At 57.0% G+C, this 21,848-nt stretch carries 36 protein-coding genes; 5 read left to right on the top strand and 31 right to left on the bottom strand.

Annotated features, from left to right (window positions below; all coding sequences use genetic code 11):
• Nucleotides 1–22 precede the first annotated feature (22 nt).
• On the bottom strand, nucleotides 23–616 hold the full coding sequence (locus PM04_RS15645) for an autoinducer binding domain-containing protein (RefSeq protein WP_234702881.1): 594 nt from the start codon (nucleotides 614–616) through the stop codon (nucleotides 23–25).
• An 89-nt stretch (nucleotides 617–705) separates the two neighbouring features.
• On the opposite strand from PM04_RS15645, the gene PM04_RS18020 reads away from it, so the two are divergent.
• Nucleotides 706–879, top strand: coding sequence for a hypothetical protein (locus PM04_RS18020; protein ID WP_161785709.1), 174 nt, complete (start codon nucleotides 706–708; stop codon nucleotides 877–879).
• Between the two features lie 93 nt (nucleotides 880–972).
• Here the strand turns inward: PM04_RS18020 and rplQ are convergent, their stop codons facing one another.
• The 7 genes from rplQ to rplO form a co-directional block, all read right to left on the bottom strand.
• Complete coding sequence (gene rplQ / locus PM04_RS15650) at nucleotides 973–1,389, bottom strand: 50S ribosomal protein L17 (protein WP_038008600.1); 417 nt, start codon at nucleotides 1,387–1,389, stop codon at nucleotides 973–975.
• A 140-nt stretch (nucleotides 1,390–1,529) separates the two neighbouring features.
• On the bottom strand, nucleotides 1,530–2,546 hold the full coding sequence (locus PM04_RS15655) for a DNA-directed RNA polymerase subunit alpha (protein WP_038008601.1): 1,017 nt from the start codon (nucleotides 2,544–2,546) through the stop codon (nucleotides 1,530–1,532).
• Between the two features lie 120 nt (nucleotides 2,547–2,666).
• Entirely contained in the window at nucleotides 2,667–3,059 is a 393-nt protein-coding gene (gene rpsK / locus PM04_RS15660; RefSeq protein ID WP_038008602.1) for a 30S ribosomal protein S11, read from the bottom strand.
• A gap of 15 nt (nucleotides 3,060–3,074) precedes the next feature.
• The gene (gene rpsM / locus PM04_RS15665) at nucleotides 3,075–3,443 is read right to left on the bottom strand and encodes a 30S ribosomal protein S13 (protein ID WP_038008604.1); all 369 of its coding nucleotides are present in this window, start codon (nucleotides 3,441–3,443) and stop codon (nucleotides 3,075–3,077) included.
• Nucleotides 3,444–3,669: 226 nt separating this feature from the next.
• Entirely contained in the window at nucleotides 3,670–4,314 is a 645-nt protein-coding gene (locus PM04_RS15670; RefSeq protein WP_038008605.1) for an adenylate kinase, read from the bottom strand.
• Nucleotides 4,311–5,669, bottom strand: a complete 1,359-nt coding sequence (secY, locus tag PM04_RS15675) for a preprotein translocase subunit SecY (RefSeq protein ID WP_038008606.1) — start codon at nucleotides 5,667–5,669, stop codon at nucleotides 4,311–4,313. The genes PM04_RS15670 and secY overlap by 4 nt, the downstream gene beginning before the upstream one ends.
• Before the next feature lie 108 nt (nucleotides 5,670–5,777).
• Complete coding sequence (rplO, locus tag PM04_RS15680; RefSeq protein ID WP_038008608.1) at nucleotides 5,778–6,245, bottom strand: 50S ribosomal protein L15; 468 nt, start codon at nucleotides 6,243–6,245, stop codon at nucleotides 5,778–5,780.
• A 340-nt stretch (nucleotides 6,246–6,585) separates the two neighbouring features.
• Between rplO and PM04_RS15685 the strand changes: the two genes are divergently transcribed.
• On the top strand, nucleotides 6,586–7,245 hold the full coding sequence (locus PM04_RS15685) for a hypothetical protein (protein ID WP_038008609.1): 660 nt from the start codon (nucleotides 6,586–6,588) through the stop codon (nucleotides 7,243–7,245).
• A gap of 87 nt (nucleotides 7,246–7,332) precedes the next feature.
• On the opposite strand, the gene rpmD is transcribed toward PM04_RS15685, so the two are convergent.
• The 11 genes from rpmD to rpmC form a co-directional block, all read right to left on the bottom strand.
• Nucleotides 7,333–7,518, bottom strand: coding sequence for a 50S ribosomal protein L30 (gene rpmD / locus PM04_RS15690; protein ID WP_038008610.1), 186 nt, complete (start codon nucleotides 7,516–7,518; stop codon nucleotides 7,333–7,335).
• 3 nt (nucleotides 7,519–7,521) lie between these two features.
• Nucleotides 7,522–8,106, bottom strand: a complete 585-nt coding sequence (gene rpsE / locus PM04_RS15695) for a 30S ribosomal protein S5 (protein ID WP_038008611.1) — start codon at nucleotides 8,104–8,106, stop codon at nucleotides 7,522–7,524.
• A 104-nt stretch (nucleotides 8,107–8,210) separates the two neighbouring features.
• Nucleotides 8,211–8,570, bottom strand: a complete 360-nt coding sequence (gene rplR / locus PM04_RS15700; RefSeq protein ID WP_038008612.1) for a 50S ribosomal protein L18 — start codon at nucleotides 8,568–8,570, stop codon at nucleotides 8,211–8,213.
• Nucleotides 8,571–8,581: 11 nt separating this feature from the next.
• On the bottom strand, nucleotides 8,582–9,115 hold the full coding sequence (gene rplF, locus PM04_RS15705; protein WP_038008614.1) for a 50S ribosomal protein L6: 534 nt from the start codon (nucleotides 9,113–9,115) through the stop codon (nucleotides 8,582–8,584).
• A gap of 12 nt (nucleotides 9,116–9,127) precedes the next feature.
• Nucleotides 9,128–9,520, bottom strand: coding sequence for a 30S ribosomal protein S8 (gene rpsH, locus PM04_RS15710; protein WP_038008615.1), 393 nt, complete (start codon nucleotides 9,518–9,520; stop codon nucleotides 9,128–9,130).
• Nucleotides 9,521–9,535: 15 nt separating this feature from the next.
• Entirely contained in the window at nucleotides 9,536–9,841 is a 306-nt protein-coding gene (gene rpsN / locus PM04_RS15715) for a 30S ribosomal protein S14 (protein WP_038008616.1), read from the bottom strand.
• Between the two features lie 13 nt (nucleotides 9,842–9,854).
• Nucleotides 9,855–10,418 (bottom strand): 50S ribosomal protein L5, encoded by a 564-nt coding sequence (rplE, locus tag PM04_RS15720; RefSeq protein WP_038008617.1) that lies wholly within the window; start codon nucleotides 10,416–10,418, stop codon nucleotides 9,855–9,857.
• Nucleotides 10,418–10,723: a 50S ribosomal protein L24 gene (rplX, locus tag PM04_RS15725; RefSeq protein WP_038008618.1), complete on the bottom strand. Its 306-nt coding sequence runs from the start codon at nucleotides 10,721–10,723 to the stop codon at nucleotides 10,418–10,420. Before rplX ends, rplE begins: the two co-directional genes overlap by 1 nt.
• A gap of 1 nt (nucleotide 10,724) precedes the next feature.
• The gene (gene rplN, locus PM04_RS15730; RefSeq protein WP_038008619.1) at nucleotides 10,725–11,093 is read right to left on the bottom strand and encodes a 50S ribosomal protein L14; all 369 of its coding nucleotides are present in this window, start codon (nucleotides 11,091–11,093) and stop codon (nucleotides 10,725–10,727) included.
• Nucleotides 11,094–11,171: 78 nt separating this feature from the next.
• Nucleotides 11,172–11,402, bottom strand: coding sequence for a 30S ribosomal protein S17 (gene rpsQ / locus PM04_RS15735; RefSeq protein WP_038008620.1), 231 nt, complete (start codon nucleotides 11,400–11,402; stop codon nucleotides 11,172–11,174).
• Nucleotides 11,403–11,415: 13 nt separating this feature from the next.
• Nucleotides 11,416–11,622 (bottom strand): 50S ribosomal protein L29, encoded by a 207-nt coding sequence (gene rpmC, locus PM04_RS15740; RefSeq protein WP_038008622.1) that lies wholly within the window; start codon nucleotides 11,620–11,622, stop codon nucleotides 11,416–11,418.
• Nucleotides 11,623–11,860: 238 nt separating this feature from the next.
• Between rpmC and PM04_RS15745 the strand changes: the two genes are divergently transcribed.
• On the top strand, nucleotides 11,861–12,529 hold the full coding sequence (locus PM04_RS15745; protein WP_038008623.1) for a hypothetical protein: 669 nt from the start codon (nucleotides 11,861–11,863) through the stop codon (nucleotides 12,527–12,529).
• Here the strand turns inward: PM04_RS15745 and rsgA are convergent.
• A complete protein-coding gene (gene rsgA / locus PM04_RS15750; RefSeq protein WP_038008625.1) occupies nucleotides 12,526–13,581 on the bottom strand; it encodes a ribosome small subunit-dependent GTPase A in 1,056 nt (351 codons plus the stop codon). The genes PM04_RS15745 and rsgA overlap by 4 nt on opposite strands.
• A gap of 46 nt (nucleotides 13,582–13,627) precedes the next feature.
• On the opposite strand from rsgA, the gene PM04_RS15755 reads away from it, so the two are divergent.
• Nucleotides 13,628–14,248 carry a 2OG-Fe(II) oxygenase family protein gene (locus PM04_RS15755; RefSeq protein WP_038008627.1) on the top strand — a complete coding sequence of 207 codons (621 nt, stop codon included), beginning with the start codon at nucleotides 13,628–13,630 and terminating at the stop codon, nucleotides 14,246–14,248.
• Nucleotides 14,249–14,355: 107 nt separating this feature from the next.
• Entirely contained in the window at nucleotides 14,356–14,850 is a 495-nt protein-coding gene (locus tag PM04_RS15760; RefSeq protein WP_038008629.1) for a hypothetical protein, read from the top strand.
• Between the two features lie 80 nt (nucleotides 14,851–14,930).
• Here PM04_RS15760 and rplP read toward each other — a convergent pair whose 3' ends face one another.
• The 11 genes from rplP to PM04_RS18345 all read right to left on the bottom strand — a co-directional run.
• The gene (gene rplP / locus PM04_RS15765; protein ID WP_038008631.1) at nucleotides 14,931–15,344 is read right to left on the bottom strand and encodes a 50S ribosomal protein L16; all 414 of its coding nucleotides are present in this window, start codon (nucleotides 15,342–15,344) and stop codon (nucleotides 14,931–14,933) included.
• A gap of 12 nt (nucleotides 15,345–15,356) precedes the next feature.
• Nucleotides 15,357–16,067: a 30S ribosomal protein S3 gene (gene rpsC, locus PM04_RS15770; protein ID WP_038008632.1), complete on the bottom strand. Its 711-nt coding sequence runs from the start codon at nucleotides 16,065–16,067 to the stop codon at nucleotides 15,357–15,359.
• Nucleotides 16,067–16,447 carry a 50S ribosomal protein L22 gene (rplV, locus tag PM04_RS15775; protein WP_038008633.1) on the bottom strand — a complete coding sequence of 127 codons (381 nt, stop codon included), beginning with the start codon at nucleotides 16,445–16,447 and terminating at the stop codon, nucleotides 16,067–16,069. The genes rpsC and rplV overlap by 1 nt, the downstream gene beginning before the upstream one ends.
• A 3-nt stretch (nucleotides 16,448–16,450) precedes the next feature.
• Nucleotides 16,451–16,732, bottom strand: a complete 282-nt coding sequence (gene rpsS / locus PM04_RS15780) for a 30S ribosomal protein S19 (protein ID WP_038008635.1) — start codon at nucleotides 16,730–16,732, stop codon at nucleotides 16,451–16,453.
• A gap of 3 nt (nucleotides 16,733–16,735) precedes the next feature.
• Complete coding sequence (rplB, locus tag PM04_RS15785; RefSeq protein ID WP_038008637.1) at nucleotides 16,736–17,578, bottom strand: 50S ribosomal protein L2; 843 nt, start codon at nucleotides 17,576–17,578, stop codon at nucleotides 16,736–16,738.
• A gap of 263 nt (nucleotides 17,579–17,841) precedes the next feature.
• On the bottom strand, nucleotides 17,842–19,041 hold the full coding sequence (locus PM04_RS17495) for an acyltransferase (RefSeq protein WP_052068489.1): 1,200 nt from the start codon (nucleotides 19,039–19,041) through the stop codon (nucleotides 17,842–17,844).
• 449 nt (nucleotides 19,042–19,490) lie between these two features.
• The gene (locus tag PM04_RS15795) at nucleotides 19,491–19,787 is read right to left on the bottom strand and encodes a 50S ribosomal protein L23 (protein WP_038008638.1); all 297 of its coding nucleotides are present in this window, start codon (nucleotides 19,785–19,787) and stop codon (nucleotides 19,491–19,493) included.
• On the bottom strand, nucleotides 19,784–20,401 hold the full coding sequence (rplD, locus tag PM04_RS15800) for a 50S ribosomal protein L4 (protein ID WP_038008640.1): 618 nt from the start codon (nucleotides 20,399–20,401) through the stop codon (nucleotides 19,784–19,786). Before rplD ends, PM04_RS15795 begins: the two co-directional genes overlap by 4 nt.
• Nucleotides 20,398–21,126 (bottom strand): 50S ribosomal protein L3, encoded by a 729-nt coding sequence (gene rplC / locus PM04_RS15805; protein WP_038008641.1) that lies wholly within the window; start codon nucleotides 21,124–21,126, stop codon nucleotides 20,398–20,400. The genes rplD and rplC overlap by 4 nt, the downstream gene beginning before the upstream one ends.
• Complete coding sequence (gene rpsJ / locus PM04_RS15810; RefSeq protein ID WP_038008643.1) at nucleotides 21,126–21,446, bottom strand: 30S ribosomal protein S10; 321 nt, start codon at nucleotides 21,444–21,446, stop codon at nucleotides 21,126–21,128. Before rpsJ ends, rplC begins: the two co-directional genes overlap by 1 nt.
• 311 nt (nucleotides 21,447–21,757) lie before the next feature.
• A partial coding sequence (locus tag PM04_RS18345) for a hypothetical protein (protein WP_152600861.1) occupies nucleotides 21,758–21,848 on the bottom strand: 91 nt, incomplete at its 5' end.

Raw genomic sequence — 21,848 nt, forward strand, 5'->3', positions numbered from 1 at the left:
AAGCCTACGACCACCCGTTCTGTCAGGAGAGGAACCCATACTCCCTTGCCTTTCGGACGGCTTCGGCGGTGGTCCGAGCGTCCAGACGGGTACGCGCGGAAGACAGGCGTGCCTTCAAGGCACTCTCTGAAATCCCCAGCTCAGCAGCAGCTGCTGTGTGTCGGTAACCTTGCCCCATCAAGATCAAGGCCGACAGCATCGCGGGGGTCAGCTCTTGTGGCGGCGCGGCGAGTTCATGCATACGCTGCAGAATCCTCATCGCCTCCGCTATCTCAGAGTCCGAACATTCCCGGTCATCACGCGCTATTCCCATCAGCGACCGTGACGTAATCTTACCAAAGGACCCGACCGCCCCGTAAATTAGGCCGTGTCCTTTCGCTTTTCCGAGAATGTCGAAGGGATCAGGCATTGCGATCTCGCTCCAGCGCGCACTGCCTAAAACCCCTACCCCCCAAAATACCAACGGGTCACGTAACCCATAGGCATTTTCGTCGTAAACAGTCTGCCAAGCCTCTGGATAGGTCGAAAACTTATACAGCGGAGAGGCAAACCGAATATGCAAAGCAACCGCACAGCCCTTTGGAGCCAGAGTGTCGAGTTCATCGACCAGATCCAAAAGAGGGCTTCGCTCATGCATAGCTTTTTAGACAGGTTGCCCGAAACAGGGTCAAGAGTATCCTTGCGGTAACGGAAGGAGTGATACCCATGGGCACCCCACTTAAGCCGACCGACTTTGCGCAGGTCATGATGTTATCCACAGCGGCACGCGCCGACCTGTTGGAGTTTTTCGGCAGCACACTCGTTCAACCATCAGAAATAAATCAGTTAATCGCACAGATGTCGCGTGAACATTCTCTGAGCGCACCGCGCCAGAATTAACCGCTCTTTAATTAGAATCAGCAGCGTTTCACGCCAAAAAAAACCGCCCAAATGGGCGGTTTTTTGTTTGCTTAGGTCTCAGTGGGCGGAAACTTATTCGTCCGCAGCCTCTGCTTCGACCCGTGCGCGGTCAGCAGCGCCTTTGGCGTCTACGTCGCGCTCAACGAATTCGATAATCGCCATGGGCGCCATGTCACCGTAGCGGAAGCCCGCTTTCATGACACGAACGTAACCACCTTGGCGGTCTTTGTAGCGTGGCCCGAGGATGTCCATCAGCTTGGTGACGTAAGCATCCTGCTTGAGCTTCGAACCCAGCTGGCGACGTGCGTGCAGATCGCCACGTTTCGCAAGCGTGATCATCTTTTCGATGATCGGGCGAAGTTCTTTTGCTTTTGGCAGGGTCGTCTTGATCTGCTCGTGCTCGATCAAGCTTCCGGCCATGTTGGAGAAGAGCGCCTTGCGGTGCTCATGGGTGCGGTTCAGGCGGCGATAGCCCCGTGCGTGACGCATGATGTCATTCCTTCAGTTACATTTTGCTTTGTCAGGGGCCCGGTGCGTGCCGAACCCTCACCTATTGGGGCATGAGTGCCCATATAATCCCCGGCAAACCCGGGCATTGTAGAGGGCGGGTTTGACCCCGCCCCAATCGCTTAGAAGTTGTCTTCGAACTTCTTCGCGAGATCTTCGATGTTATCGGGTGGCCAATCCACAATGTCCATCCCGAGGTGCAGGCCCATGCCCGAAAGCACTTCTTTGATCTCGTTGAGGGACTTCCGACCGAAGTTTGGAGTGCGGAGCATCTCGGCTTCGGTTTTCTGGATCAGGTCGCCGATGTAAACGATGTTGTCGTTCTTCAGGCAGTTTGCCGAACGCACGGACAGTTCCAGCTCATCCACTTTCTTCAACAGAAGCGGGTTGAACTCGAGATCGTCTTCATCGTCCTGCGCACGTGCGGCCTCTGGCTCATCAAAGTTGACAAAGATGCCCAGTTGGTCCTGCAGGATGCGCGCGGCGTAGGCCACGGCGTCGTCCGGCGTGATGGACCCATCTGTCTCCAGCTTCAGCGTCAGCTTGTCATAGTCCAGCACTTGACCCTCACGGGTTGGCTGCACGTCGTAGGAAACTTTTTTGACGGGCGAGTAGATGGCGTCGATTGGAATCAGACCAATAGGCGCATCTTCTGGCTTGTTTTTGTCAGCAGAGACATAGCCTTTGCCGGTGTTTACAGTCAGTTCCATGAACAGGTCGGCGCCGTCATCAAGGTGACAGATCACGTGATCACGGTTCAGGACTTCAATGCCAGTCGTCTCAGAAATGTCGCCGGCGGTCACGATCTGTGGACCTTTGGCGGAAATCGAAACGCGCTTGGGGCCTTCGACGTCCATGCGGATCGACACACCCTTGAGGTTCAGGATGACGTCTGTGACGTCTTCGCGAACGCCAGGCACCGAAGAAAACTCGTGCAGGACGTTATCGATTTGAACGCTCGTGATTGCTGCACCTTGCAGCGAGGACATGAGAACACGACGCAGCGCGTTGCCCATTGTCAGGCCAAAACCGCGCTCAAGCGGTTCAGCCACAACTGTGGCTTGGCGTGCGGGATCATTGCCCGGCTTGATGTCCAATTGTTGTGGACGAATTAGCTCTTGCCAATTTTTGTGGATCATCTGGATGTCGCCTCCATGCTCGTCACGATCGGGGACCCGTCGGCCATGACACTCGAGGTTAATAATGACAGTCCCGGCCCAGCGGAGGGTCCGCGCAGGCCGGGGGCAGTTCGAAATATCTTAAACGCGGCGGCGCTTAGGAGGGCGGCAGCCGTTGTGCGCCATGGGCGTCACGTCGCGGATCGATGTGACCTGCAGGCCAACAGCAGCCAACGCACGCAGTGCACTTTCACGGCCCGAACCTGGGCCCTGAACTTCAACCTCAAGTGTCTTGAGGCCGTGCTCTTGTGCCTTTTTGGCGGCGTCTTCTGCGGCCATCTGAGCAGCATAGGGTGTCGACTTACGCGAACCCTTGAAACCCATTGTACCAGCGGACGACCACGAAATGGCGTTGCCTTGTACGTCGGAAATAAGGATTTTTGTGTTGTTGAAGGAAGAATTGATGTGGGCGACGCCCGCTGCAATGTTCTTCCGCTCTTTGCGCTTAGCGCTGCGCTTTGTATCACGTGCCATGTTTCAGAGCCTCCCTTACTTCTTCTTGCCTGCGATGGCCTTTGCGGGGCCTTTGCGGGTACGAGCGTTGGTGTGTGTACGCTGACCGCGCACGGGGAGGTTACGGCGATGGCGCAGACCGCGGTAGCAGCCAAGGTCCATCAGACGTTTGATGTTCATCTGTGTGTCGCGGCGCAGATCGCCTTCGACAGTGTAGGTGGCGTCGATGTGCTCACGGATCGCGAGGACCTCAGCATCGGACAGCTCATTTACGCGGCGTGTTGGGTCGATACCAACAGCTTCACAAATGGCGGCTGCGGAGGTGTGGCCAATGCCAGTGACATACGTCAGGGCGATTGGAACGCGCTTCCCTGTAGGGATGTTAACGCCAGAAATACGGGCCAAAATGGTCTTCCTTTTGGTTGCGGGTCCGTTGTGCCAGACCCTTTTTTCACAACAACAGGCCCGAGCGATAAATGCAGCGGGCCTGCGGAGAGGTACTCATACGCCGAATCGAAACGCGGCGCGGTTCCCGAACGGGACGTTGCCAACTAGGATCAATCCATGGGTGCGTCAAGGCCAGAAACGCAACAACGTCGCATAACCGGCACTTCGGCGTAGAATGAGGTGCTTAGCGGTCGAGAACCGCACCGATTTGCGCAGCGACTGCGTCAATCTCTGCCAAACCGTCGACGGCAAAATGATCCCCCAAGGCGTAGTAGTAGCCGATTAGCGGGGAGGTCTTTTTGTAGTATTCCATCAGCCGGGTCTTGAGGCTTTCTTCGTTGTCATCCGCGCGGCGCTTGAACTCGGTGCTACCGCAGTTCGAGCACTTGCCGTCATCCGGGATTGGCTTGGTGATGTCGTTATATACCTCACCGCAGCCACCACAGGTCGAGCGCGCGGTGATCCGTTGAACCAAGGCCTCATCGTCAACACGCATCTCGATGACAGCGTCTAGATGGGTGGCATGCTTCATCATCAGATCGCGCAAAGCATCAGCCTGCCCCAGCGTCCGTGGGAACCCGTCGAAGATAAACCCACCGCCGTGATCACCGCGGAGCTTTTCTTCGATCAGGCCGATCACGATCTCATCGGTCACAAGTTGCCCTGCATCCATGATCGCGGCGACCTTTTGGCCCATCTCGGTTCCGGACGATCGTGCGTCGCGCAACATGTCCCCAGTGGAAAGCTGGATCATGCCCCGCTCTTCGACAAGGCGCCGCGCTTGCGTGCCTTTACCTGCGCCCGGAGGCCCTAGAAGGATAATATTCATCTACGTGCTGGTCCCTTTTTGCCACCACGTTTCTTTCCGCGCAGTTGGCTCTTCTCAATCAGCCCCTCATATTGATGGGCGAGCAGATGAGACTGGATTTGCTGCACAGTGTCCATACCCACGGACACAATAATCAGGATAGATGTCCCGCCGAAGTAGGCCGTGATCGCCAATTCGTGGCGCACCATTTCGGGGATCAAGCACACCAGCGCCAGATAACCCGCACCCAGAACCAAGACACGGTCCGTGACATAGGTCAGGTACTGCGCCGTCTTCGCGCCGGGGCGAATACCGGGAATAAACCCGTTCTGGTTTTTGAGGTTATCTGCCACGTCTTCAGTCTTGAACGCCACGTTGTGCGTGTAGAAGTACGTGAAGAAGACGATCATCACAGCAAAGAACAGCAGGTATAGCGGCTGACCGGGGCCGAAGTAGGCCAAGATAGTCGCCATGATCGGGCTGGTCTGCTGCCCCGAGAACGTGCCGATTGTTGTGGGCAACAACAGCAGGGACGATGCAAAGATCGCGGGGATCACACCAGCCGGGTTTACTTTGATGGGCAGGTGGCTGTTTCCACCGTCATAAACCTTCATCCCCACCTGACGGCGCGGATACTGGATGTGTATCTTACGAAGCGATCGCTCCATAAAGACCACGAACGTCAGGGTCACCAACAGCATGGCAACCACACCAAAGATGGCAGCAGTGGATAGCGCGCCGGTCCGACCGCTCTCAAAGAACTGAGCAAGGGCGGAGGGCAGTTCAGCGATAATGCCGACAAAGATAATAAGGGAGATACCGTTGCCGATGCCGCGTGCGGTGATCTGCTCACCCAGCCACATCAGGAACATGGTCCCGCCCACGAGGGTGATCACACAGGCCGCACGGAAAAACAGGCCCGGATCGGTCACAAGACCGCCGGCCTCAAGGCTCACGGCGATACCGTAGGCCTGCACCGTCGCAAGGACCACGGTCCCGTAGCGCGTGTATTGGTTGATTTTCTTACGCCCCTGCTCACCCTCTTTCTTGAGTTGCTCAAGCTGGGGAACCATCGCAGTCATCAACTGAACGATGATCGAGGCCGAAATGTAGGGCATGATCCCAAGGGCAAAGACGCCCATACGCGAGATTGCGCCGCCGGTGAACATGTTAAGCACGCCTCCCAAGCCAGCTGCGGCTTGGTCAAAGAATGCGCGCAGTTCTTGTGCGTCGATACCGGGGACAGGGATATACGTCCCGACACGGTAGATGATCAACAATCCGATCGTGAACACGATGCGTTGGCGAAGCTCTTTGGCTTTGCCAAATGCGCTCCAGCTCATGTTCGCCGCCATTTGCTCTGCAGCAGATGCCATGCGGGCCCCTCTTTTTTAATAGTTACGCCGCAGGAAGGTCGTCCCTACCCGCGGCGTCAGTAAAACGTCACTTTTGATGTAGGGGCCAGAGGCCCCGCTCACAAGCGCTTATTCTGCCGCAGGTGCCGCAACGGTGAGCGAGCCACCGGCTTTTGCAACAGCTTCGATCGCAGACTTGGACGCGCCAGTCACTGTGATCGTGGCTTTCGCGGTCAATTCGCCCTTAGCAAGAACGCGGATACCGTCCAGCTTACGACGGACCAGACCCGAAGCGATAAGCGTATCTTCGGTGATATCGCCAGCTTCCAGTTTCTTGTCGTCGATGAATTTCTGGATCAAGCCCAGGTTTACAACAGCGAATGCTTTGCGGTTTGGCTTGTTGAAGCCACGCTTTGGCAGACGTTGGTAGAGAGGCATCTGGCCGCCCTCGTACCCTTTGATCGCCACACCCGAACGGGATTTCTGACCTTTGATACCGCGGCCACCCATTTTACCGGTGCCGGAACCGGGACCACGGCCAACGCGTTTGCGTGCTTTTGTGGCGCCTGGGTTGTCGCGCAGTTCATTGAGTTTCATATCGCTTCTCCTATGCCGGACGCGCCCCCGAAGCGAATTGGGCGGACACGGCGTTCATGGTTGATCTTGTGCGGTCAGAGAGTCGCCCCTCACCACCGGCTGCGTATAGGACGGCTACTGGCTGAACTCAACACCCATTTAACCCGGACCCAACCTGTCAAGAAAAACCATCGGAACCGAAGCAAAAGGTAAGGAATTCCTTGGGTCAGTTTTCCCTTACTTACCTGCGCTTTGGATACAGTGCTACGAAAACGAATACGCTGGTGAGCGTGCGGGCGTCCGGTGACACCCCAAAGTTTCAGGTAACGAGTATCGCCCCTCGGGCGAGTAAGGATGCAGTATGGCGGTCGGTGCTTTGCCCGCTCCGGTTCTGTGCGGTTTGATCGCAGGACTTTTGAGCCTTTATGGGTACATCCCCTACATCTACGATACGCTGCGCGGGCGCTGCCGCCCCCAACGCTCCAGCTGGCTGATCTGGTCAGTTCCGAGCTGTGTGTTCTTCTACACCCACGTGACCGAGGGCGCTGGCGCTTCGTTGTTTTTTGCTGCGGTACAATGTGTCTGCACGGTGATCGTATTCCTGACCTCGCTGCGGTGGGGGATGGGCAGCTTTCTGAGGGCACCCGATGTCTGCGCTATCGGCGTAGCCTGCATCGGACTAGCCCTATGGTACTGGACGCACGATCCGCTAATCGCTCTTGGCCTGTCGATCCTCGTGGGGATGAGCGGCGGCGTCATGACAGTGATCAAGGCCTATAAACGGCCGCATACCGAATCTTTTGGACCATGGGTTATCGCGGCGATCGCCTCCACCCTATCGCTTGTCGCGGTAGGTGAAATGAACTGGGTCTTGCTCGCCTACCCCGCCTACTTGTGGACCCTTCGCGTGATCATCGTCGGCGCGATGGTTCTATCGCCTTACCGTAGTCCTCCAGAGGTAACATGGGGCGGTGAGTTCGTGCATGCCCCCGAGGGTCACTTGCGCCACCCAGCGGCCTAGCCCCCCAAGCTCTCCACTACAAACGCAAAACGCCCCGCTGTTAAGCGAGGCGTAAAGCGTTGGCTAAGCGGGTTTCCCCGACAGGCCTTATTCTTTGACTTCGATGATCTCGACAAGATGCGGGATCTTGTTGACCATGCCGCGAACGGAAGGAGTGTCTTCCAACTCACGGGTTTTGTGCATCTTATTCAGGCCCAGACCGATAAGCGTTTCACGCTGTTTGGCGGGACGACGGATCGGCGAGCCGATCTGTTTGACGACGATAGTACCCATGACTTAGGCCTCCTCAGCGACTTGAGCGGATGCCTCGGGCGCTTCGTCACGCTTGGGCAGGATGTCAGCCACTTTTTTACCGCGACGCGCAGCGACCGAGCGGGGGCTCGCTTCTTTGCGCAGGCCGTCGATGGTGGCGCGGATCATGTTGTAGGGGTTCTGCGAACCTTGGCTCTTGGCCACAACGTCCTTGATGCCCAGCATCTCGAACACAGCACGCATTGGACCACCAGCAATGATCCCGGTACCCTCTGGGGCAGTCCGCATGATCACTTTACCGGCGCCGTGGCGGCCTTCCATGTCGTGATGCAGCGTACGACCGTCGCGCAGAGGCACACGGATCATTTGACGCTTAGCTTGCTCGGTGGCTTTACGGATGGCCTCGGGGACCTCCTTCGCCTTACCTTTGCCGAAGCCCACACGACCGCGTTGGTCACCAACGACTACGAGTGCGGCGAAGCCAAAACGCTTACCACCCTTAACAGTCTTGGAGACGCGGTTGATCGCGACAAGGCGATCTGCGAATTCCGGAGTTTCTTCTTCACGGTTGCGGCCGCGGCCACGACCTCTTTGTTCACGTTCAGCCATGTGGCGTCCCTTTATCTAGTGGGCAATCGGCCCAATTGGATCGATCCTAGTGGCCAATGGCCCCGGATCATCGAGGGCGCCCCACCGGAGCGCCCTACAAGTCTTTAGAACTTCAAACCACCTTCACGTGCAGCCTCGGCCAGAGCCTTGACTTTGCCGTGAAAGAGGAAGCCGCCGCGGTCGAAATAGCAGGCTTCGACACCAGCTTTTTTCGCACGTTCCGCGATTGCAGCACCCACTTTGGTCGCAGCTTCTACGTTGTTCACGTTGACGCAGCCCAGATCCTTCTCAAGCGAGGAGGCCGAAGCGAGTGTCACACCGTTTACATCGTCGATCAGCTGCACGCTGATGTTCTTGTTCGAGCGGTGGACGGAGAGGCGCGCGCGCCCGTCTGCCAGTTTCCGCAGTTTGTTCCGAACGCGCAGGCGGCGCTTCAAGAACAGGTCTCTTTTGCTGTTTGCCATTTGTCCGGTCCTTACTTCTTCTTACCTTCCTTGCGGAAGATATACTCGTCTTTGTACCGGATCCCTTTGCCTTTGTAGGGCTCGGGACGGCGCCATTCGCGGATGTTAGCCGCAACCTGACCGACGAGTTGTTCATCAATGCCCTCGACGCTGATTTCGGTAGGCTTGGCAGCTGTCACAGTGACGCCAGCAGGCACATCGAAGTTCACATCGTGGGAGTAGCCGAGCGACAGCTTCAGGGTGTTGCCCTGCATCTGAGCCCGGTAACCAACACCAGAGATTTCAAGGTCTTTCTTGAAACCAGCGGTCACACCAGTGACGAGGTTGCCGATCATTGTCCGCGACATACCCCATTGCTGACGTGCGCGCTTGGACTTGCCACGCGGCTCGACAGAAATGACGTTGCCGTCAACAGTGATGGTCACATCATCGGTGGCGGTGAAGCTACGAGTGCCCTTGGGACCCTTAACTTCGACCGTCTGGCCGGAGAGTTTCGCCTCGACGCCCGAAGGCATCTCAATAGGCTTTTTACCAATACGAGACATTTATACCGCTCCTTAGAATACGGTGCACAACACTTCACCGCCAACATTGGCGCTGCGTGCAGATGCATCCGACATCACGCCGCGAGGCGTGGAGACAATGGAAACGCCCAGACCCTGACGCACGGACGGGATGTCCTTGACGCCGAGGTAGACGCGACGGCCCGGCTTGGACACGCGCTTAAGCTCGCGGATAACCGGGGTGCCTTCGTAGTACTTGAGGCTAATTTCGATGGCCGGGTGGCCGTCTTTGTCCGTGGTGTGTTCGTAGCCACGGATGTAGCCTTCGTCCGCCAACACGTCCAGCACCCAAGCCCGCAGCTTCGACGCAGGTGTCGAAACAGTGGATTTGCCGCGCATTTGCGAGTTACGGATACGGGTCAGCATATCGCCGAGAGGATCATTCATTTTTCTATTCTCCCCTTACCAGCTCGACTTGACCATGCCGGGGATCTGACCATTGGAGGCCAGTTCGCGCAGCATGATCCGCGAGACTTTCAGCTTGCGGTAATACGCCTTAGGGCGACCGGTCAGCTGGCAACGGTTATGCAAACGAGTGGCGGAGGAGTTCCGGGGCAGTTCGGCCAGTTTCAGCCGCGCCTTGAAACGCTCTTCCATCGATTTGCTCTCATCATTCGCGATCTCTTTAAGAGCGGCACGCTTGGTAGCATATTGCTTCACCAGCTTGGCCCGCTTCTTTTCGCGTTCGATCATGGATTTCTTAGCCATTCTTGATCGTCCTTTAGCTGTTGAAGGGCATGTTGAAAGCTTTCAACAATGCTTTTGCCTCTGCGTCCGTGTGAGCGGTGGTGCAGATGATGATGTCCATACCCCAGACTTCGTCGACTTTGTCGAAGTTGATCTCGGGGAACACGATATGCTCTTTCATACCCATGGCGTAGTTGCCACGACCATCAAAAGAGGTGCCCTTCACGCCACGGAAGTCACGGACCCGTGGCAATGCGATAGTGATCAGACGATCCAGAAATTCGTACATCCGGTCGCCGCGCAGCGTCACCTTGGTACCAAGAGGCATGCCTTCACGGACCCGGAAGCCAGCGATGGATTTCTTGGCAGTGGTGATAACAGCTTTTTGGCCGGCAATCGCGGTCAGGTCGTCCTGAGCGGATTTGGCTTTTTTGCTGTCACGCACGGACTCAGCACCGGCGCCGATGTTCAGAACGATTTTATCCAGACGCGGGATCTGCATTTCGTTCTTGTAGGAAAACTCTTCCTTCATCGTCGCACGAATGGTGTCTTTGTAGACGCCCTTCAGACGGGGGGTGTAGTTTGCTGTGTCAAGCATTAGATCACATCTCCCGTAGTTTTGGCGAAGCGGACTTTCTTGCCGTCTTCTTCGCGGAAGCCAACGCGCGTAGCTTTGCCGTTCGCGTCCAGAACCGCAAGGTTCGACAGGTCAACCGGCATCGCCTTCGGGATGCGGCCACCTTGGCTTGCTTGCGACTGACGTGTGTGGCGGATGGCCATGTTTACGCCCTCCACAACAGCTTTGCCCGCAGCAGGATCAACAGACAGGATATCGCCCTGCTTGCCTTTGTCTTTGCCAGCCAGCACGACAACGGTGTCGCCTTTTTTCAACTTAGCAGCCATCTCACAGCACCTCCGGTGCGAGCGAAATGATCTTCATGAAGTTCTTCGCGCGCAACTCACGAACCACTGGCCCAAAAATACGGGTGCCCATTGGCTCGTTGTTGTTGTTGAGGATAACGGCCGCGTTGCGGTCGAAGCGGATGGCGGTGCCGTCTTCACGACGGACTTCTTTGGCGGTGCGTACAACGACTGCCTTGCGGACGTCGCCTTTTTTCACGCGACCGCGCGGGATGGCTTCCTTAACCGAGACGACGATGATGTCACCTACGGATGCGTAACGACGCTTGGAACCACCCAGGACCTTGATGCACTGAACTCGGCGTGCGCCGGAGTTGTCAGCGACATCCAGATTGGTCTGCATCTGGATCATTGGTTTCTCCTGACCTTTGGGGGAGCGTGAGACCCGCCCATGTCCCCATGGTTTCGATTAATGTTGATGGTAGTCGCCTTACTCGGCAATCACTTCCCAACGCTTGGTCTTCGACTTCGGCGGGCATTCTTGGATACGAACGGCATCGCCAACGTTGAATTGGTTGTTCTCGTCGTGAGCCCGGTACTTCTTGGACTTACGAACGGTCTTTTGCAGCAGAGGGTGCTTGAAGCGACGCTCAACGGACACAGTCACGGTTTGTGCGTTCTGGTTAGAGGTCACAACACCGGAGAGGATTCTTTTAGGCATATCTCAGGCTCCCTTATTCAGCAGCGGCCGCAGACGCGGCCTTTTCGTTCAGAATGGTCATCACACGGGCAACGTCACGACGAACGGTACGCACGCGTGCGGTGTTTTCCATCTGGGAAGTCGCAGCTTGGAAGCGGAGATTGAAGGCCTCTTTCTTGAGGTCTTTCAGCATATCACGCAGCTGATCGGGCGTTTTATCACGCAATTCGGTGGCGTTCACAGGCCTTTTCCTTTTTTCAACATCACTGGGGGGCCCCATTAGCGGGTGACCCTGATTCCAGTGGAGTTCGGGAGTGAGCGTGCCGGATACGACCAATTGGCCCGTCGCGCAAGCCCTTTAGGCCAAGTTTCTCTGCCATTCAGGCGCCACAGTCTTTCCCAGCAATTGCCTTGGGTCGGTCTCTGTCTTGCCTCGGCCAACATTAAGGTTGTGTTAATCAATTCGAAACGAGGCCGATATGAACTTCTTCACTTCCCTTGCCCAACTGCGCCACGGATTTGGCGGTGGGGCCAAACCGCCAGCCCCCGAAACCTTTGACGAGTTGGCACACGACATCGCCCCGAGCTTTAAGGCGACGTTCGACCAGGACCCGCCTGCCCCGATTTTGGACGACGCCGCCATCATGGCGCGCGCGGCACTGGCCGCAGGCCACGTCGCCAGAGCCGCCGAGGTGGAATACGCGAAACACTCCGCCTCTCCCGCGGATTGGCCCTCAATCAACACCGCAAAAGACTTGGACGTGGAAATGGCCGAAGACGACCCCGAGATAGACCTTGATGCCGAACTGTGGAACCACGCCTTTCCCGAGCCCCCGGTTTTGGACACGGGCCTTGAGGTCCTGTTCACCACAGACGGCCCTGCACCTATCCGCGTCATCGAAGGCTTTGATCCCGACGTGGAGGCACTAGAGGTCGAGATCCAACGCGAACCCGGCGATGACCGCCCCGTAGAGGGCACTGATCTGGCATGGTTCTTGGACGATGACGGCTCCTACGGCGCCTCGATCACTTTGCGGCTCGGTGCAACGGACACAGCCCCTGCCGCAAGCACGATCCTACGGCTGAGCGGTGCCGACGATATCGAACTTGAGAAGGTCTCGATCAAGGTTACGAACCCGACGGCCTAACGCGCTTTGCCCCGGATGGACTTGTTTACCATCCGACTAAAGCCTTTCTCACGTTTGCGCCGTTGCGCAACGCTCTCGGAGTTCACGCGGTCCTCAGCGACCAGCTTTTGCCAGCGCGCGAGCCGCTCAGGCTCAATCGTGCCCGCCGCGATACCCGCTTGAACCTTGCAGCCCGGCTCACCGCCATGGGCGCAGTCGCGAAATTTACACTGGCTGGCGATCTCTTCAAGGTCCGAAAAGACTTCACCAACGCCACTGGCCGCTTCGGTCAACTGCAACTCACGCATACCCGGGGTGTCCAAAATGGCGGGACCGTCGGGCACAAAGAATAACTGTCGCCGCGTGGTCGTATGCCGCCCGCGCGCATCATCTGTCCGAATATCACCAGTCGCCACACTCAGATTACCAATCCCATTAGTAAGCGTGGACTTACCCACCCCAGACATACCCAAGAACCCGACCGTCTGACCCGGTCTACACCACGGCGCGAGGACACTGCGGACTTCGTCCCCCTTCGCATTCACCGCAATCACTGCGGCTTCCGTCATTGCTTGGGTCTGCGCCACGTAGTCCTGCCAATCAGGCGCTTGGTCCTTTTTGGAAAGGATCACGACGGGCGTCACGCCAGCCTCAAGCACCACCGCGAGGAACCTCTCGAGCCGAGCGACATTGAAATCAGCGTTGCAAGAGGACACGATGAACGCGGTATCGAGATTTGCGGCGATCATCTGCACATCGCGTCCCGGCCCAGCCGCGCGGCGCTTGATCTCTGTGGCGCGGGTCAACACGCGGCTCGCGGTGGGCAACTCCCGGTTCAACATCAGCCAGTCACCAACCGTTGTGGCCGCCACCCAAGGAAGGCTTTGATCAATTCCGTCGCCCACAACATGGATGGAACTGCGATGGACCTCTGTCACCCGCACGGGCGGATGCGCCAACAGTTCATCCGCATCGACCTGATTGGCGAAAAACGGCCGCCATCCAAGCGCAGCTAGGGGCGACGCCGCAGGCGCCTCCGTCTTTCCAAGAAATTCACCGTAGTCACGGACCATTGCGCACCCTCTCGCCTGCTCGGGCTTAATACGCTAAGACGCGGCCATGACCCAGATAAAATCCCTCTTCGTGACCCGCCTTTACCAATCATCGCTCACCACCTTTGGTGACGCCATCGATCCAGAAGAATTTTTGGACAGCTGCATCTCAATCGCCGAGGACGATGAAGCAGGCCAAGAGTGGTGCGAGGCCAATGGATACGCCGGATACACCAGCTACGCCTCGCTGAGCGATTTGCCGTGGCGGTTCCCGATCTTTGCCGATGTGGTCAAAGCCTTGGACAAGCACGTCGCGGAGTTTGCCAAGGACCTCGCGTTCGATCTGGGCGACAAAAAACTGGTACTAGAAGACATCTGGATCAACATCCTGCCCGAAGGCGGCATCCACACAAGCCACATCCACCCCCATTCAGTCATCTCTGGCACGACCTATGTGCAAATGCCCCAAGGGACATCCGCCCTCAAACTAGAGGACCCGCGGTCTCAGATGATGATGGCTGCCCCGGTCCGAGCAAAAGACGCGCCCGAAGAATTGCGGACATTTGTATACGCCAAGCCAGAGGTTGGTGAGCTGTTGCTGTGGGAAAGCTGGCTTCGACACGAGGTCCCCATGAACATGGCCGAAGAGGAGCGCATAAGCGTTTCGTTCAACTACAAGTGGGAATGAGTGCCGACGCGCTAACGATCTCGTTTTCTGCAAGACGTCCTTATTGGGGACACACTTCGGTTTCAGAAGAAGGCTCTTAACAGATAGTCGGCAGGACACAGATCACGATGACGCAAGCCCTATTCGATTCTACCGACCTCACCGCCATTGTCGTCATGTTGGTGGTTTTTGCGGCTCTGCTGTTCCGCATTTTTCGGCGCAAGAAACGTTGGGTTATTCTGGACGGCTCTAACGTGATGCATTGGCGCGAAGGCAAACCCGAAATCCAATCGGTGATCGCAGTCATTACCCATCTGGAGCAACGCGGTTACACGCCCAGCGTCGTGTTTGATGCGAATGCTGGCTATTTACTGATAGGGAAGTATCAGCACGACAAGGCGCTTGCCCGCGTGCTGGGTTTGCCGACAGATCGCGTAATGGTCGTGCCCAAGGGCACTCCCGCCGACCCAATGATCTTGCGCGCCGCACGCGACTATGGCGCCCCGGTGGTCACAAACGACCGGTTCAAGGATTGGGCAAAGGACTTCCCGGAGGTCAAAACCAAAGGCCACCTCATTACAGGCAGACTAGAACCTAAGCGCGTCGTTCTTGATCTGCCCTAAAAGAAAAACCCCCACCGATCTCTCGGCGGGGGCTCTTTATTTGGGACCGGTGTGGCGCAATCAAACGCCACGACCAAGGCTTACCAATCTTCGCGAACAACAGTCCGTGTTTTGATTGGCAGTTTCATCGCAGCAAGGCGCAGAGCCTCACGAGCAACGTCCTCGGATACACCGTCGATCTCGAACATCACACGGCCGGGTTTAACTTTGCACGCCCAGTAATCCACGGAACCTTTACCTTTACCCATCCGTACTTCGACGGGCTTAGAGGTCACGGGCAGATCGGGGAAAATCCGGATCCAAACACGGCCTTGACGTTTCATGTGACGCGTCATGGCACGACGAGCAGCTTCGATCTGACGCGCAGTGATACGCTCAGGCTGAAGAGCCTTCAGACCGTAAGTCCCGAAGTTCAGATCGGACCCGCCTTTTGCCTCACCGCGGATGCGGCCTTTGTGCATTTTGCGGAATTTAGTACGCTTTGGTTGAAGCATCTGTTTCTCTCCCTAGCGACGACCGCCACCTGCACCGCGAGGTGCTGGGCCGTCTTGGAGTTCCTGGGCCTTACGGTCACGTGCCGCAGGATCGTGCTCCATGATCTCACCTTTGAAGATCCAGACCTTGATCCCGATGATCCCGTAAGCAGTGGAACCTTCGGCGTGAGCGTAGTCGATGTCCGCACGCAGTGTGTGCAAGGGCACGCGGCCCTCACGGTACCATTCGGTCCGTGCGATTTCGGCACCACCGAGACGGCCCGCAACGTTCACACGAATGCCGAGGGCACCCATACGCATTGCGTTCTGTACGGCGCGCTTCATGGCACGACGGAAGGACACACGACGCTCGAGCTGCTGTGCGATGCTTTCGGCCACGAGGGCAGCGTCAAGCTCGGGCTTGCGCACTTCAACAACGTTGAGGTGCAGCTCGCTGTCGGTCATCGCAGCAAGTTTGCGACGCAGGGTTTCGATGTCTGCGCCTTTCTTGCCGATGATGACGCCAGGGCGCGCAGTGTGCACGGTAACGCGGCACTTTTTGTGAGGACGTTCGATGATGACACGGCTGATGCCGGCCTGAACGCACTCTTTTTCAATGAACGCGCGGATCGCGAGATCCTCAAGAAGCAGATCACCGTAGTCTTTGGTGTCGGCGTACCAGCGGCTGTCCCAGGTGCGGTTCACCTGCAGGCGCATGCCAATCGGATTAACCTTCTGACCCATTATGCTTGCTCCTCGACTTGACGGACGACGATTGTCAGCTCTGCGAAGGGCTTAACGATCTTGCCGAAACGACCACGTGCCCGCGGGCGACCGCGCTTCATGGTCAGGTTCTTGCCGACATAGGCTTCCGCCACGATCAGCTCATCGACATCCAGGTTGTGGTTGTTTTCACCGTTCGCAATAGCGGACTGAAGGCATTTCTTCACGTCAATCGCGATACGCTTTTTGGAGAAAGTGAGGTCGGACAGAGCCTTGTCCACTTTCTTGCCACGGATCAGACCAGCGACGAGGTTCAGCTTCTGGGGAGAAGTACGCAGCATGCGGACTTTCGCCATAGCCTCATTGTCGGCCACGCGGCGGGCGTTTTTTTCCTTACCCATGGCTTACTTCCTCTTTGCTTTTTTATCGGCGGCGTGACCGTAGTAGGTACGCGTCGGCGAGTATTCCCCGAACTTCTGGCCGATCATCTCTTCGGTGATGTTCACGGGCACGTGCTTGTGGCCGTTGTACACACCAAAGGTGAGGCCCACGAACTGGGGCAGAATTGTAGAGCGGCGCGACCAAATTTTGATCACGTCGTTCAGACGACCGCTGTCGCGGGCTTTCTCGGCCTTTTTGAGGACATAAGCGTCGACAAAAGGACCCTTCCAAACAGAGCGAGACATGGATTACCGCCCCTTCTTCTTGGCGTGCCGCGAGCGGATGATCAGCTTGCTGGACGCTTTGTTTTTGTTACGGGTACGAGCACCTTTGGTGGGCTTACCCCATGGTGTCACTGGGTGACGACCACCGGATGTCCGACCTTCACCACCACCGTGAGGGTGATCGATCGGGTTCATGACCACACCACGCACAGAGGGACGGATGCCCTTGTGACGGTTGCGACCAGCCTTACCGAAGTTCTGGTTGGAGTTATCGGGGTTCGAGACCGCACCAACCGTTGCCATGCACTCCTGACGGACGAGACGCAGCTCGCCGGAGGACAGACGGATCTGAGCGTAGGAACCATCACGACCAACGAATTGGGCGTAGGTACCAGCGGCACGGGCGATCTGGCCGCCTTTACCTGGCTTCAGCTCAACGTTGTGCACAATCGTACCGATGGGCATGCCGGAGAAAGGCATCGCGTTACCGGGCTTGATGTCGGCCTTAGCGGACGAAACAACCTGATCACCAATGCTCAAACGCTGAGGCGCCAGGATGTAGGCTTGCTCATTGTCGGCATACCGTACGAGCGCGATGAACGCAGTCCGGTTGGGGTCATATTCGATGCGTTCGACCGTGGCCGTTACATCCATTTTTGTACGTTTGAAATCGACGATACGATAGAGACGCTTGGCGCCCCCGCCTTTGCGGCGCATCGTGATCCGTCCGGTGTTGTTGCGGCCACCATTTTTGGTGAGGCCTTGGGTCAGCGCCTTTACAGGGCGACCTTTCCACAGCTCCGAACGGTCGATCAGAACCAGCCCGCGCTGGCCCGGCGTCGTCGGCTTATACGACTTTAGTGCCATGTTTACTGTCTTCCGTTGTCTGGGCGAGAGCCTGCGCTCCCGCTATGTAAAGCCCCCCGGAGGTGGCCGGCGAATGCGGAACATTGCACTGTTGAAGGCGCTTTGTTCCGGGTCATATTGGTGCACAGTTACACACCCGTCCGACCAAACGCACAGCCCCGGACGAATCCGGGGCGTGTTGCGATGGTGTCTGTTAGGAGCATTGCGCGATGGGGTCAAGCGGTTGGGGTCCGAAAAGCCCTCCAAACCGCAGCCATCGTGGCCTATCGCGGAAAGGCATCGGCGCGGGGGTATTCTGGTGCCGGTCTGCCCCCGCCATGCTTGGACGCTGTCGTGCGCCGAGGAGTGGTCAAATATTGACGCATAGGCTCCTCCACGAAACGCCACATAAGGTACCCCGCACCTAGAGTGATGGCTATGGTGAAAGGCCACCAAAAGAGCGGAACCGCATTGTCGGAATAGCCCCCAACCCGCTCAATACCCTTGAAGAGAGTGATCGCAACAAGCGCGTGCACCATATACACCGAATAGCTGATCGTGCCGAGAAAGATCATCCAGTTGGGGGGCTGGAACTGTCCGATAAACAATAGCCCAACCAAGGCGGCCCCAGCGAGGACGAACGCCCAATCCTGACCAGTCACCAGGCACAGCATCATCCCCCCGATGATCACGCCGAGCGCGAGCATCGATGTTCGCGAAGACAACCGCCCCACCCCACTGAGGCAGCGGCAGACGATAAGGCCCAAAAGGAACTCAGGCAGCACACGCAGAACCGAGAAATTATAGGTAAGGCTGGTCAGCTTTTGGCCACGCGGGTTGCTGGGAAAAATGTGTTCGGGCGCAAGTTCAACAGCGATGATGATCGCAAGGAAGACCGCTGCACCCGCGCCAACCAAAACTTTGCGCGGCATGACCAAGCATGGGTAGGCCAAAACCGGAAACAAAGCATAGGCGGCAATCTCCGCGCTAATGGACCAGGACGGATAGTTAAGGGTCAATTCTTCCAATACGCCAAACCCGTGCAGCGCAAAGAGGTTGGCGAACAAAACCGTGCCAAAATCGTATTCCGGTGCCTGCCCCAATCCGGCAGCCGCACCGCCGTACAAAATCGCCACCGCCGCAATCAGGGTCACAAAGTGCACCGGATACAAACGGGCAAATCGCTTCCAGAGAAACAAGCGCCATGAAAAACGCTTGTCTGCCAACGCCGCTCCGTAAACGTGGAAAATGACCGCGCCCGACAGAACGAAAAACAGATCCACCGCGAGGTAGCCGTTTGCAACAAATGCCCCACCAAGCGATGTCTCAAAACGCTGGTCAAAATGAAAAAGGACCACCCATACGCACGCAAACGCACGCAGGGCGGTCCAAGCTGAAATGTCTTGAGGCAAATGGCCAGTAGACCGCAGAGGGCCCGCGCCTTGTGAGGAGTTGGAAAATTCCGAAGCGGGAGAAATGGTCATACTCAGCCTTATTTTTCAAATGCATACTCGGCCTGTCTTCACCAAAATAGGCTAGCCGATTTGTCTGTTTTGCGGCGGGATGCTTAATAATTCGTTATTGAAAACAGCAAGATACGTGCCAAAAAAGTTGATTTAACTTAAGACACATTAACCCAGCGGCATGCCCAACAACCGGGCAACTGCTAACTCAGGCAGGCCAAAGGGTTTTCGCAGAATGCAAAGCGCATTTCATAGATTTAGAAAGATGAAGATGCGCCGAAAACAATCGTTTTAGGCGTCAAATAATCACAAAATATCGCTGAAATTGCTCATTGGGCCACCCGAAGCCCCCCACTTTTCGCCATTCGTTAACTTCAAACAGCGTGCATAAACGACACAACACCCCGAAAACGAAAAAACCCCGGCCACTTTCGCGGCCGGGGTTTCCAATTCTAGCGAAGCTCGAAAGCTTACAGACCGGTGCTTACGTCGATCGTGTTGCCCTCTTCGAGCGTCACGTAGGCTTTCTTGACGTCTTTACGCTTGCCGAGCTGACCCCGGAAACGCTTGACCTTGCCTTTGGTGATCGTCGTATTGACCGCCTTAACCTTCACACCAAAGAGGCTTTCAACGGCTTCTTTGATCGCAGGTTTGTTCGCATCGATGGCAACTTCAAACACGACAGCACCGTTCTCAGAAGCCATAGTGGCTTTCTCGGTGATGATCGGCTTGCGCACCACATCGTAGTGTTTTGCTTCCGTGCTCATGACAGGCGAGCCTCCAGTGCTTCGACAGCTGCTTTCGTGAGCACAAGCGTGTCACGGCGCAGGATGTCGTATACGTTTGCACCCATGCTCGGCAAAATGTCGAGCCCGGTGATGTTCGCAGCTGCGCGGGCGAAGTTTTCGTCCACAGTTGCTCCGTCGATCACCAATGCGCGCTTCCAGCCCAGCTCTTTGATCTGCTTGGCCAATGCTGCGGTTTTACCAGCAGTGGATGCGTTCTCGATCACAACCAGTTCGCCCGCTTTTGCTTTTGCGGACAGCGCGTGGCGCAGACCCAGCTTGCGGAACTTTTTGGTCAGCTCGTGGCCGTGGCTGCGGGGCGTCGGGCCCTTATAGACACCACCACCGCGGAAGATCGGTGCCGAGCGAGCGCCGTGGCGTGCGCCACCGGTGCCTTTTTGGCGATAGATCTTCTTGGTCGAGTAGCTGACTTCCGAACGGGTCTTGACCTTGTGGGTGCCGGCTTGTGCGTTGTTACGCTGCCAACGGACCACACGGTGCAGGATGTCCGCACGGGGTTCCAGACCGAACAGGTCCTCAGAGAGCTCAACGGAACCGGCTTTGCCGCCGTCCAGATTGATCACATCAAGTTTCATGCTTCACCCCCTTCAGCGGGCGCATCGGCGACAGGCGCTTCAGCAGCAGCAGTGGATTTCAGACCAGCTGGGAAAGGCAGACCCTCAGGGGCCTTCTTTTTCACAGCGTCCTTGACCGTAACCCAACCGCCTTTTGATCCGGGGACAGCGCCCTTGATCATAACGAGGCCACGCTCGGCGTCGGTTTTCACGACTTCGAGGTTTTGGGTCGTCACGCGGGCAGCACCCATGTGACCGGCCATTTTCTTGCCCTTAAACACGCGACCTGGGTCCTGACACTGACCCGTGGACCCGTGCGAACGGTGCGAAATCGACACACCGTGCGTGGCGCGAAGACCGCCAAAGTTGTGACGCTTCATGGCACCGGCAAAGCCTTTACCAATCGAGGTCCCGGTCACGTCGACCTTTTGACCTTGAAGGAAGTGCTCAGCCGAAAGCTCTGCACCGACTTCGATCAGGCCGTCTTCTTCAACGCGGAACTCAACCAGCTTACGCTTGGGCGCAACGTTGGCTGCGGAAAACACACCGCGCATCGCTTTGGATGTGCGTTTTGCTTTCGCATCACCAGCACCGAGCTGAACAGCTGTGTAGCCGTCACGGTCCATGGTGCGCTGTGCAACGACCTGGAGGTTGTCGAGGTGGAGAACGGTCACAGGGATCTGCTTACCATCTTCCATGAACAGCCGGGTCATGCCCAGCTTTTTGGCGAGGATACCGGCACGCATCAGCTTGTCTCCATCACGGAGATGTCCACGGCCACACCAGCTGCGAGGTCGAGCTTCATCAGCGCGTCAACGGTCTGGGGGGTGGGATCAACGATGTCCAGCATCCGCTTGTGCGTGCGGATTTCCCACTGATCGCGCGACTTCTTGTCGATGTGCGGACCACGCAGGACGGTGAATTTTTCGATCTTGTTCGGCATCGGAATCGGGCCACGTACGTTGGCGCCGGTGCGTTTGGCCGTGCTTACAATCTCTGCAGCACTTGCGTCGAGGACGCGGTAGTCAAACGCTTTCAACCGAATACGGATGTTTTGGCTCTTCATGAGGGAAGGCCTTTCGTATCAGCATTTGGGTCTGAGAGGAGGACTTCGGACCACCCGCTGCCCTCGTCGAGACCACGACAAAAAGAGGGCCACGCGAACGTGACCCAATGTCGTAGCGCGCGTATAGGGGGAGTCGCATGTTGGCGCAAGTGCTGAGTGCGGACTGGTTTCGTTTGCGGTCATGATTACGAGCTTTCCACTAGGGCGGACCACTTATGCCGCTACACTCCCCCCCCCGCACACGAAAAAGGCCGCCCGTGGTGGGCGGCCTTTTCTATTTCTGCCGTAGGGCGTTTGCGAACAAACAGGCCTTACTCAGTGATGTTCGACACCACACCGGCGCCGACTGTGCGGCCGCCTTCACGGATAGCAAAGCGCAGGCCTTGCTCCATGGCGATCGGT

The sequence above is a fragment of the Thalassobacter sp. 16PALIMAR09 genome (assembly GCF_000765485.1).
In the GTDB taxonomy this organism is placed as follows: Bacteria; Pseudomonadota; Alphaproteobacteria; order Rhodobacterales; family Rhodobacteraceae; genus Thalassobacter; species Thalassobacter stenotrophicus.

What these genes read in the sequence shown, in the direction of transcription:
- PM04_RS18020 (WP_161785709.1), top strand. Translation starts at nt 706, where the DNA reads ATGGGCACCCCACTTAAGCCGACCGACTTTGCGCAGGTCATGATGTTA.
- rplQ (WP_038008600.1), bottom strand. Translation starts at nt 1,389, where the DNA reads ATGCGTCACGCACGGGGCTATCGCCGCCTGAACCGCACCCATGAGCAC.
- PM04_RS15655 (WP_038008601.1), bottom strand. Translation starts at nt 2,546, where the DNA reads ATGATCCACAAAAATTGGCAAGAGCTAATTCGTCCACAACAATTGGAC.
- rpsK (WP_038008602.1), bottom strand. Translation starts at nt 3,059, where the DNA reads ATGGCACGTGATACAAAGCGCAGCGCTAAGCGCAAAGAGCGGAAGAAC.
- PM04_RS15670 (WP_038008605.1), bottom strand. Translation starts at nt 4,314, where the DNA reads ATGAATATTATCCTTCTAGGGCCTCCGGGCGCAGGTAAAGGCACGCAA.
- secY (WP_038008606.1), bottom strand. Translation starts at nt 5,669, where the DNA reads ATGGCATCTGCTGCAGAGCAAATGGCGGCGAACATGAGCTGGAGCGCA.
- rplO (WP_038008608.1), bottom strand. Translation starts at nt 6,245, where the DNA reads ATGAAACTCAATGAACTGCGCGACAACCCAGGCGCCACAAAAGCACGC.
- PM04_RS15685 (WP_038008609.1), top strand. Translation starts at nt 6,586, where the DNA reads ATGGCGGTCGGTGCTTTGCCCGCTCCGGTTCTGTGCGGTTTGATCGCA.
- rpmD (WP_038008610.1), bottom strand. Translation starts at nt 7,518, where the DNA reads ATGGGTACTATCGTCGTCAAACAGATCGGCTCGCCGATCCGTCGTCCC.
- rpsE (WP_038008611.1), bottom strand. Translation starts at nt 8,106, where the DNA reads ATGGCTGAACGTGAACAAAGAGGTCGTGGCCGCGGCCGCAACCGTGAA.
- rplR (WP_038008612.1), bottom strand. Translation starts at nt 8,570, where the DNA reads ATGGCAAACAGCAAAAGAGACCTGTTCTTGAAGCGCCGCCTGCGCGTT.
- rplF (WP_038008614.1), bottom strand. Translation starts at nt 9,115, where the DNA reads ATGTCTCGTATTGGTAAAAAGCCTATTGAGATGCCTTCGGGCGTCGAG.
- rpsH (WP_038008615.1), bottom strand. Translation starts at nt 9,520, where the DNA reads ATGAATGATCCTCTCGGCGATATGCTGACCCGTATCCGTAACTCGCAA.
- rpsN (WP_038008616.1), bottom strand. Translation starts at nt 9,841, where the DNA reads ATGGCTAAGAAATCCATGATCGAACGCGAAAAGAAGCGGGCCAAGCTG.
- rplE (WP_038008617.1), bottom strand. Translation starts at nt 10,418, where the DNA reads ATGCTTGACACAGCAAACTACACCCCCCGTCTGAAGGGCGTCTACAAA.
- rplX (WP_038008618.1), bottom strand. Translation starts at nt 10,723, where the DNA reads ATGGCTGCTAAGTTGAAAAAAGGCGACACCGTTGTCGTGCTGGCTGGC.
- rplN (WP_038008619.1), bottom strand. Translation starts at nt 11,093, where the DNA reads ATGATCCAGATGCAGACCAATCTGGATGTCGCTGACAACTCCGGCGCA.
- rpsQ (WP_038008620.1), bottom strand. Translation starts at nt 11,402, where the DNA reads ATGCCTAAAAGAATCCTCTCCGGTGTTGTGACCTCTAACCAGAACGCA.
- PM04_RS15745 (WP_038008623.1), top strand. Translation starts at nt 11,861, where the DNA reads ATGAACTTCTTCACTTCCCTTGCCCAACTGCGCCACGGATTTGGCGGT.
- rsgA (WP_038008625.1), bottom strand. Translation starts at nt 13,581, where the DNA reads ATGGTCCGTGACTACGGTGAATTTCTTGGAAAGACGGAGGCGCCTGCG.
- PM04_RS15755 (WP_038008627.1), top strand. Translation starts at nt 13,628, where the DNA reads ATGACCCAGATAAAATCCCTCTTCGTGACCCGCCTTTACCAATCATCG.
- PM04_RS15760 (WP_038008629.1), top strand. Translation starts at nt 14,356, where the DNA reads ATGACGCAAGCCCTATTCGATTCTACCGACCTCACCGCCATTGTCGTC.
- rplP (WP_038008631.1), bottom strand. Translation starts at nt 15,344, where the DNA reads ATGCTTCAACCAAAGCGTACTAAATTCCGCAAAATGCACAAAGGCCGC.
- rpsC (WP_038008632.1), bottom strand. Translation starts at nt 16,067, where the DNA reads ATGGGTCAGAAGGTTAATCCGATTGGCATGCGCCTGCAGGTGAACCGC.
- rplV (WP_038008633.1), bottom strand. Translation starts at nt 16,447, where the DNA reads ATGGGTAAGGAAAAAAACGCCCGCCGCGTGGCCGACAATGAGGCTATG.
- rpsS (WP_038008635.1), bottom strand. Translation starts at nt 16,732, where the DNA reads ATGTCTCGCTCTGTTTGGAAGGGTCCTTTTGTCGACGCTTATGTCCTC.
- rplB (WP_038008637.1), bottom strand. Translation starts at nt 17,578, where the DNA reads ATGGCACTAAAGTCGTATAAGCCGACGACGCCGGGCCAGCGCGGGCTG.
- PM04_RS17495 (WP_052068489.1), bottom strand. Translation starts at nt 19,041, where the DNA reads ATGACCATTTCTCCCGCTTCGGAATTTTCCAACTCCTCACAAGGCGCG.
- PM04_RS15795 (WP_038008638.1), bottom strand. Translation starts at nt 19,787, where the DNA reads ATGAGCACGGAAGCAAAACACTACGATGTGGTGCGCAAGCCGATCATC.
- rplD (WP_038008640.1), bottom strand. Translation starts at nt 20,401, where the DNA reads ATGAAACTTGATGTGATCAATCTGGACGGCGGCAAAGCCGGTTCCGTT.
- rplC (WP_038008641.1), bottom strand. Translation starts at nt 21,126, where the DNA reads ATGCGTGCCGGTATCCTCGCCAAAAAGCTGGGCATGACCCGGCTGTTC.
- rpsJ (WP_038008643.1), bottom strand. Translation starts at nt 21,446, where the DNA reads ATGAAGAGCCAAAACATCCGTATTCGGTTGAAAGCGTTTGACTACCGC.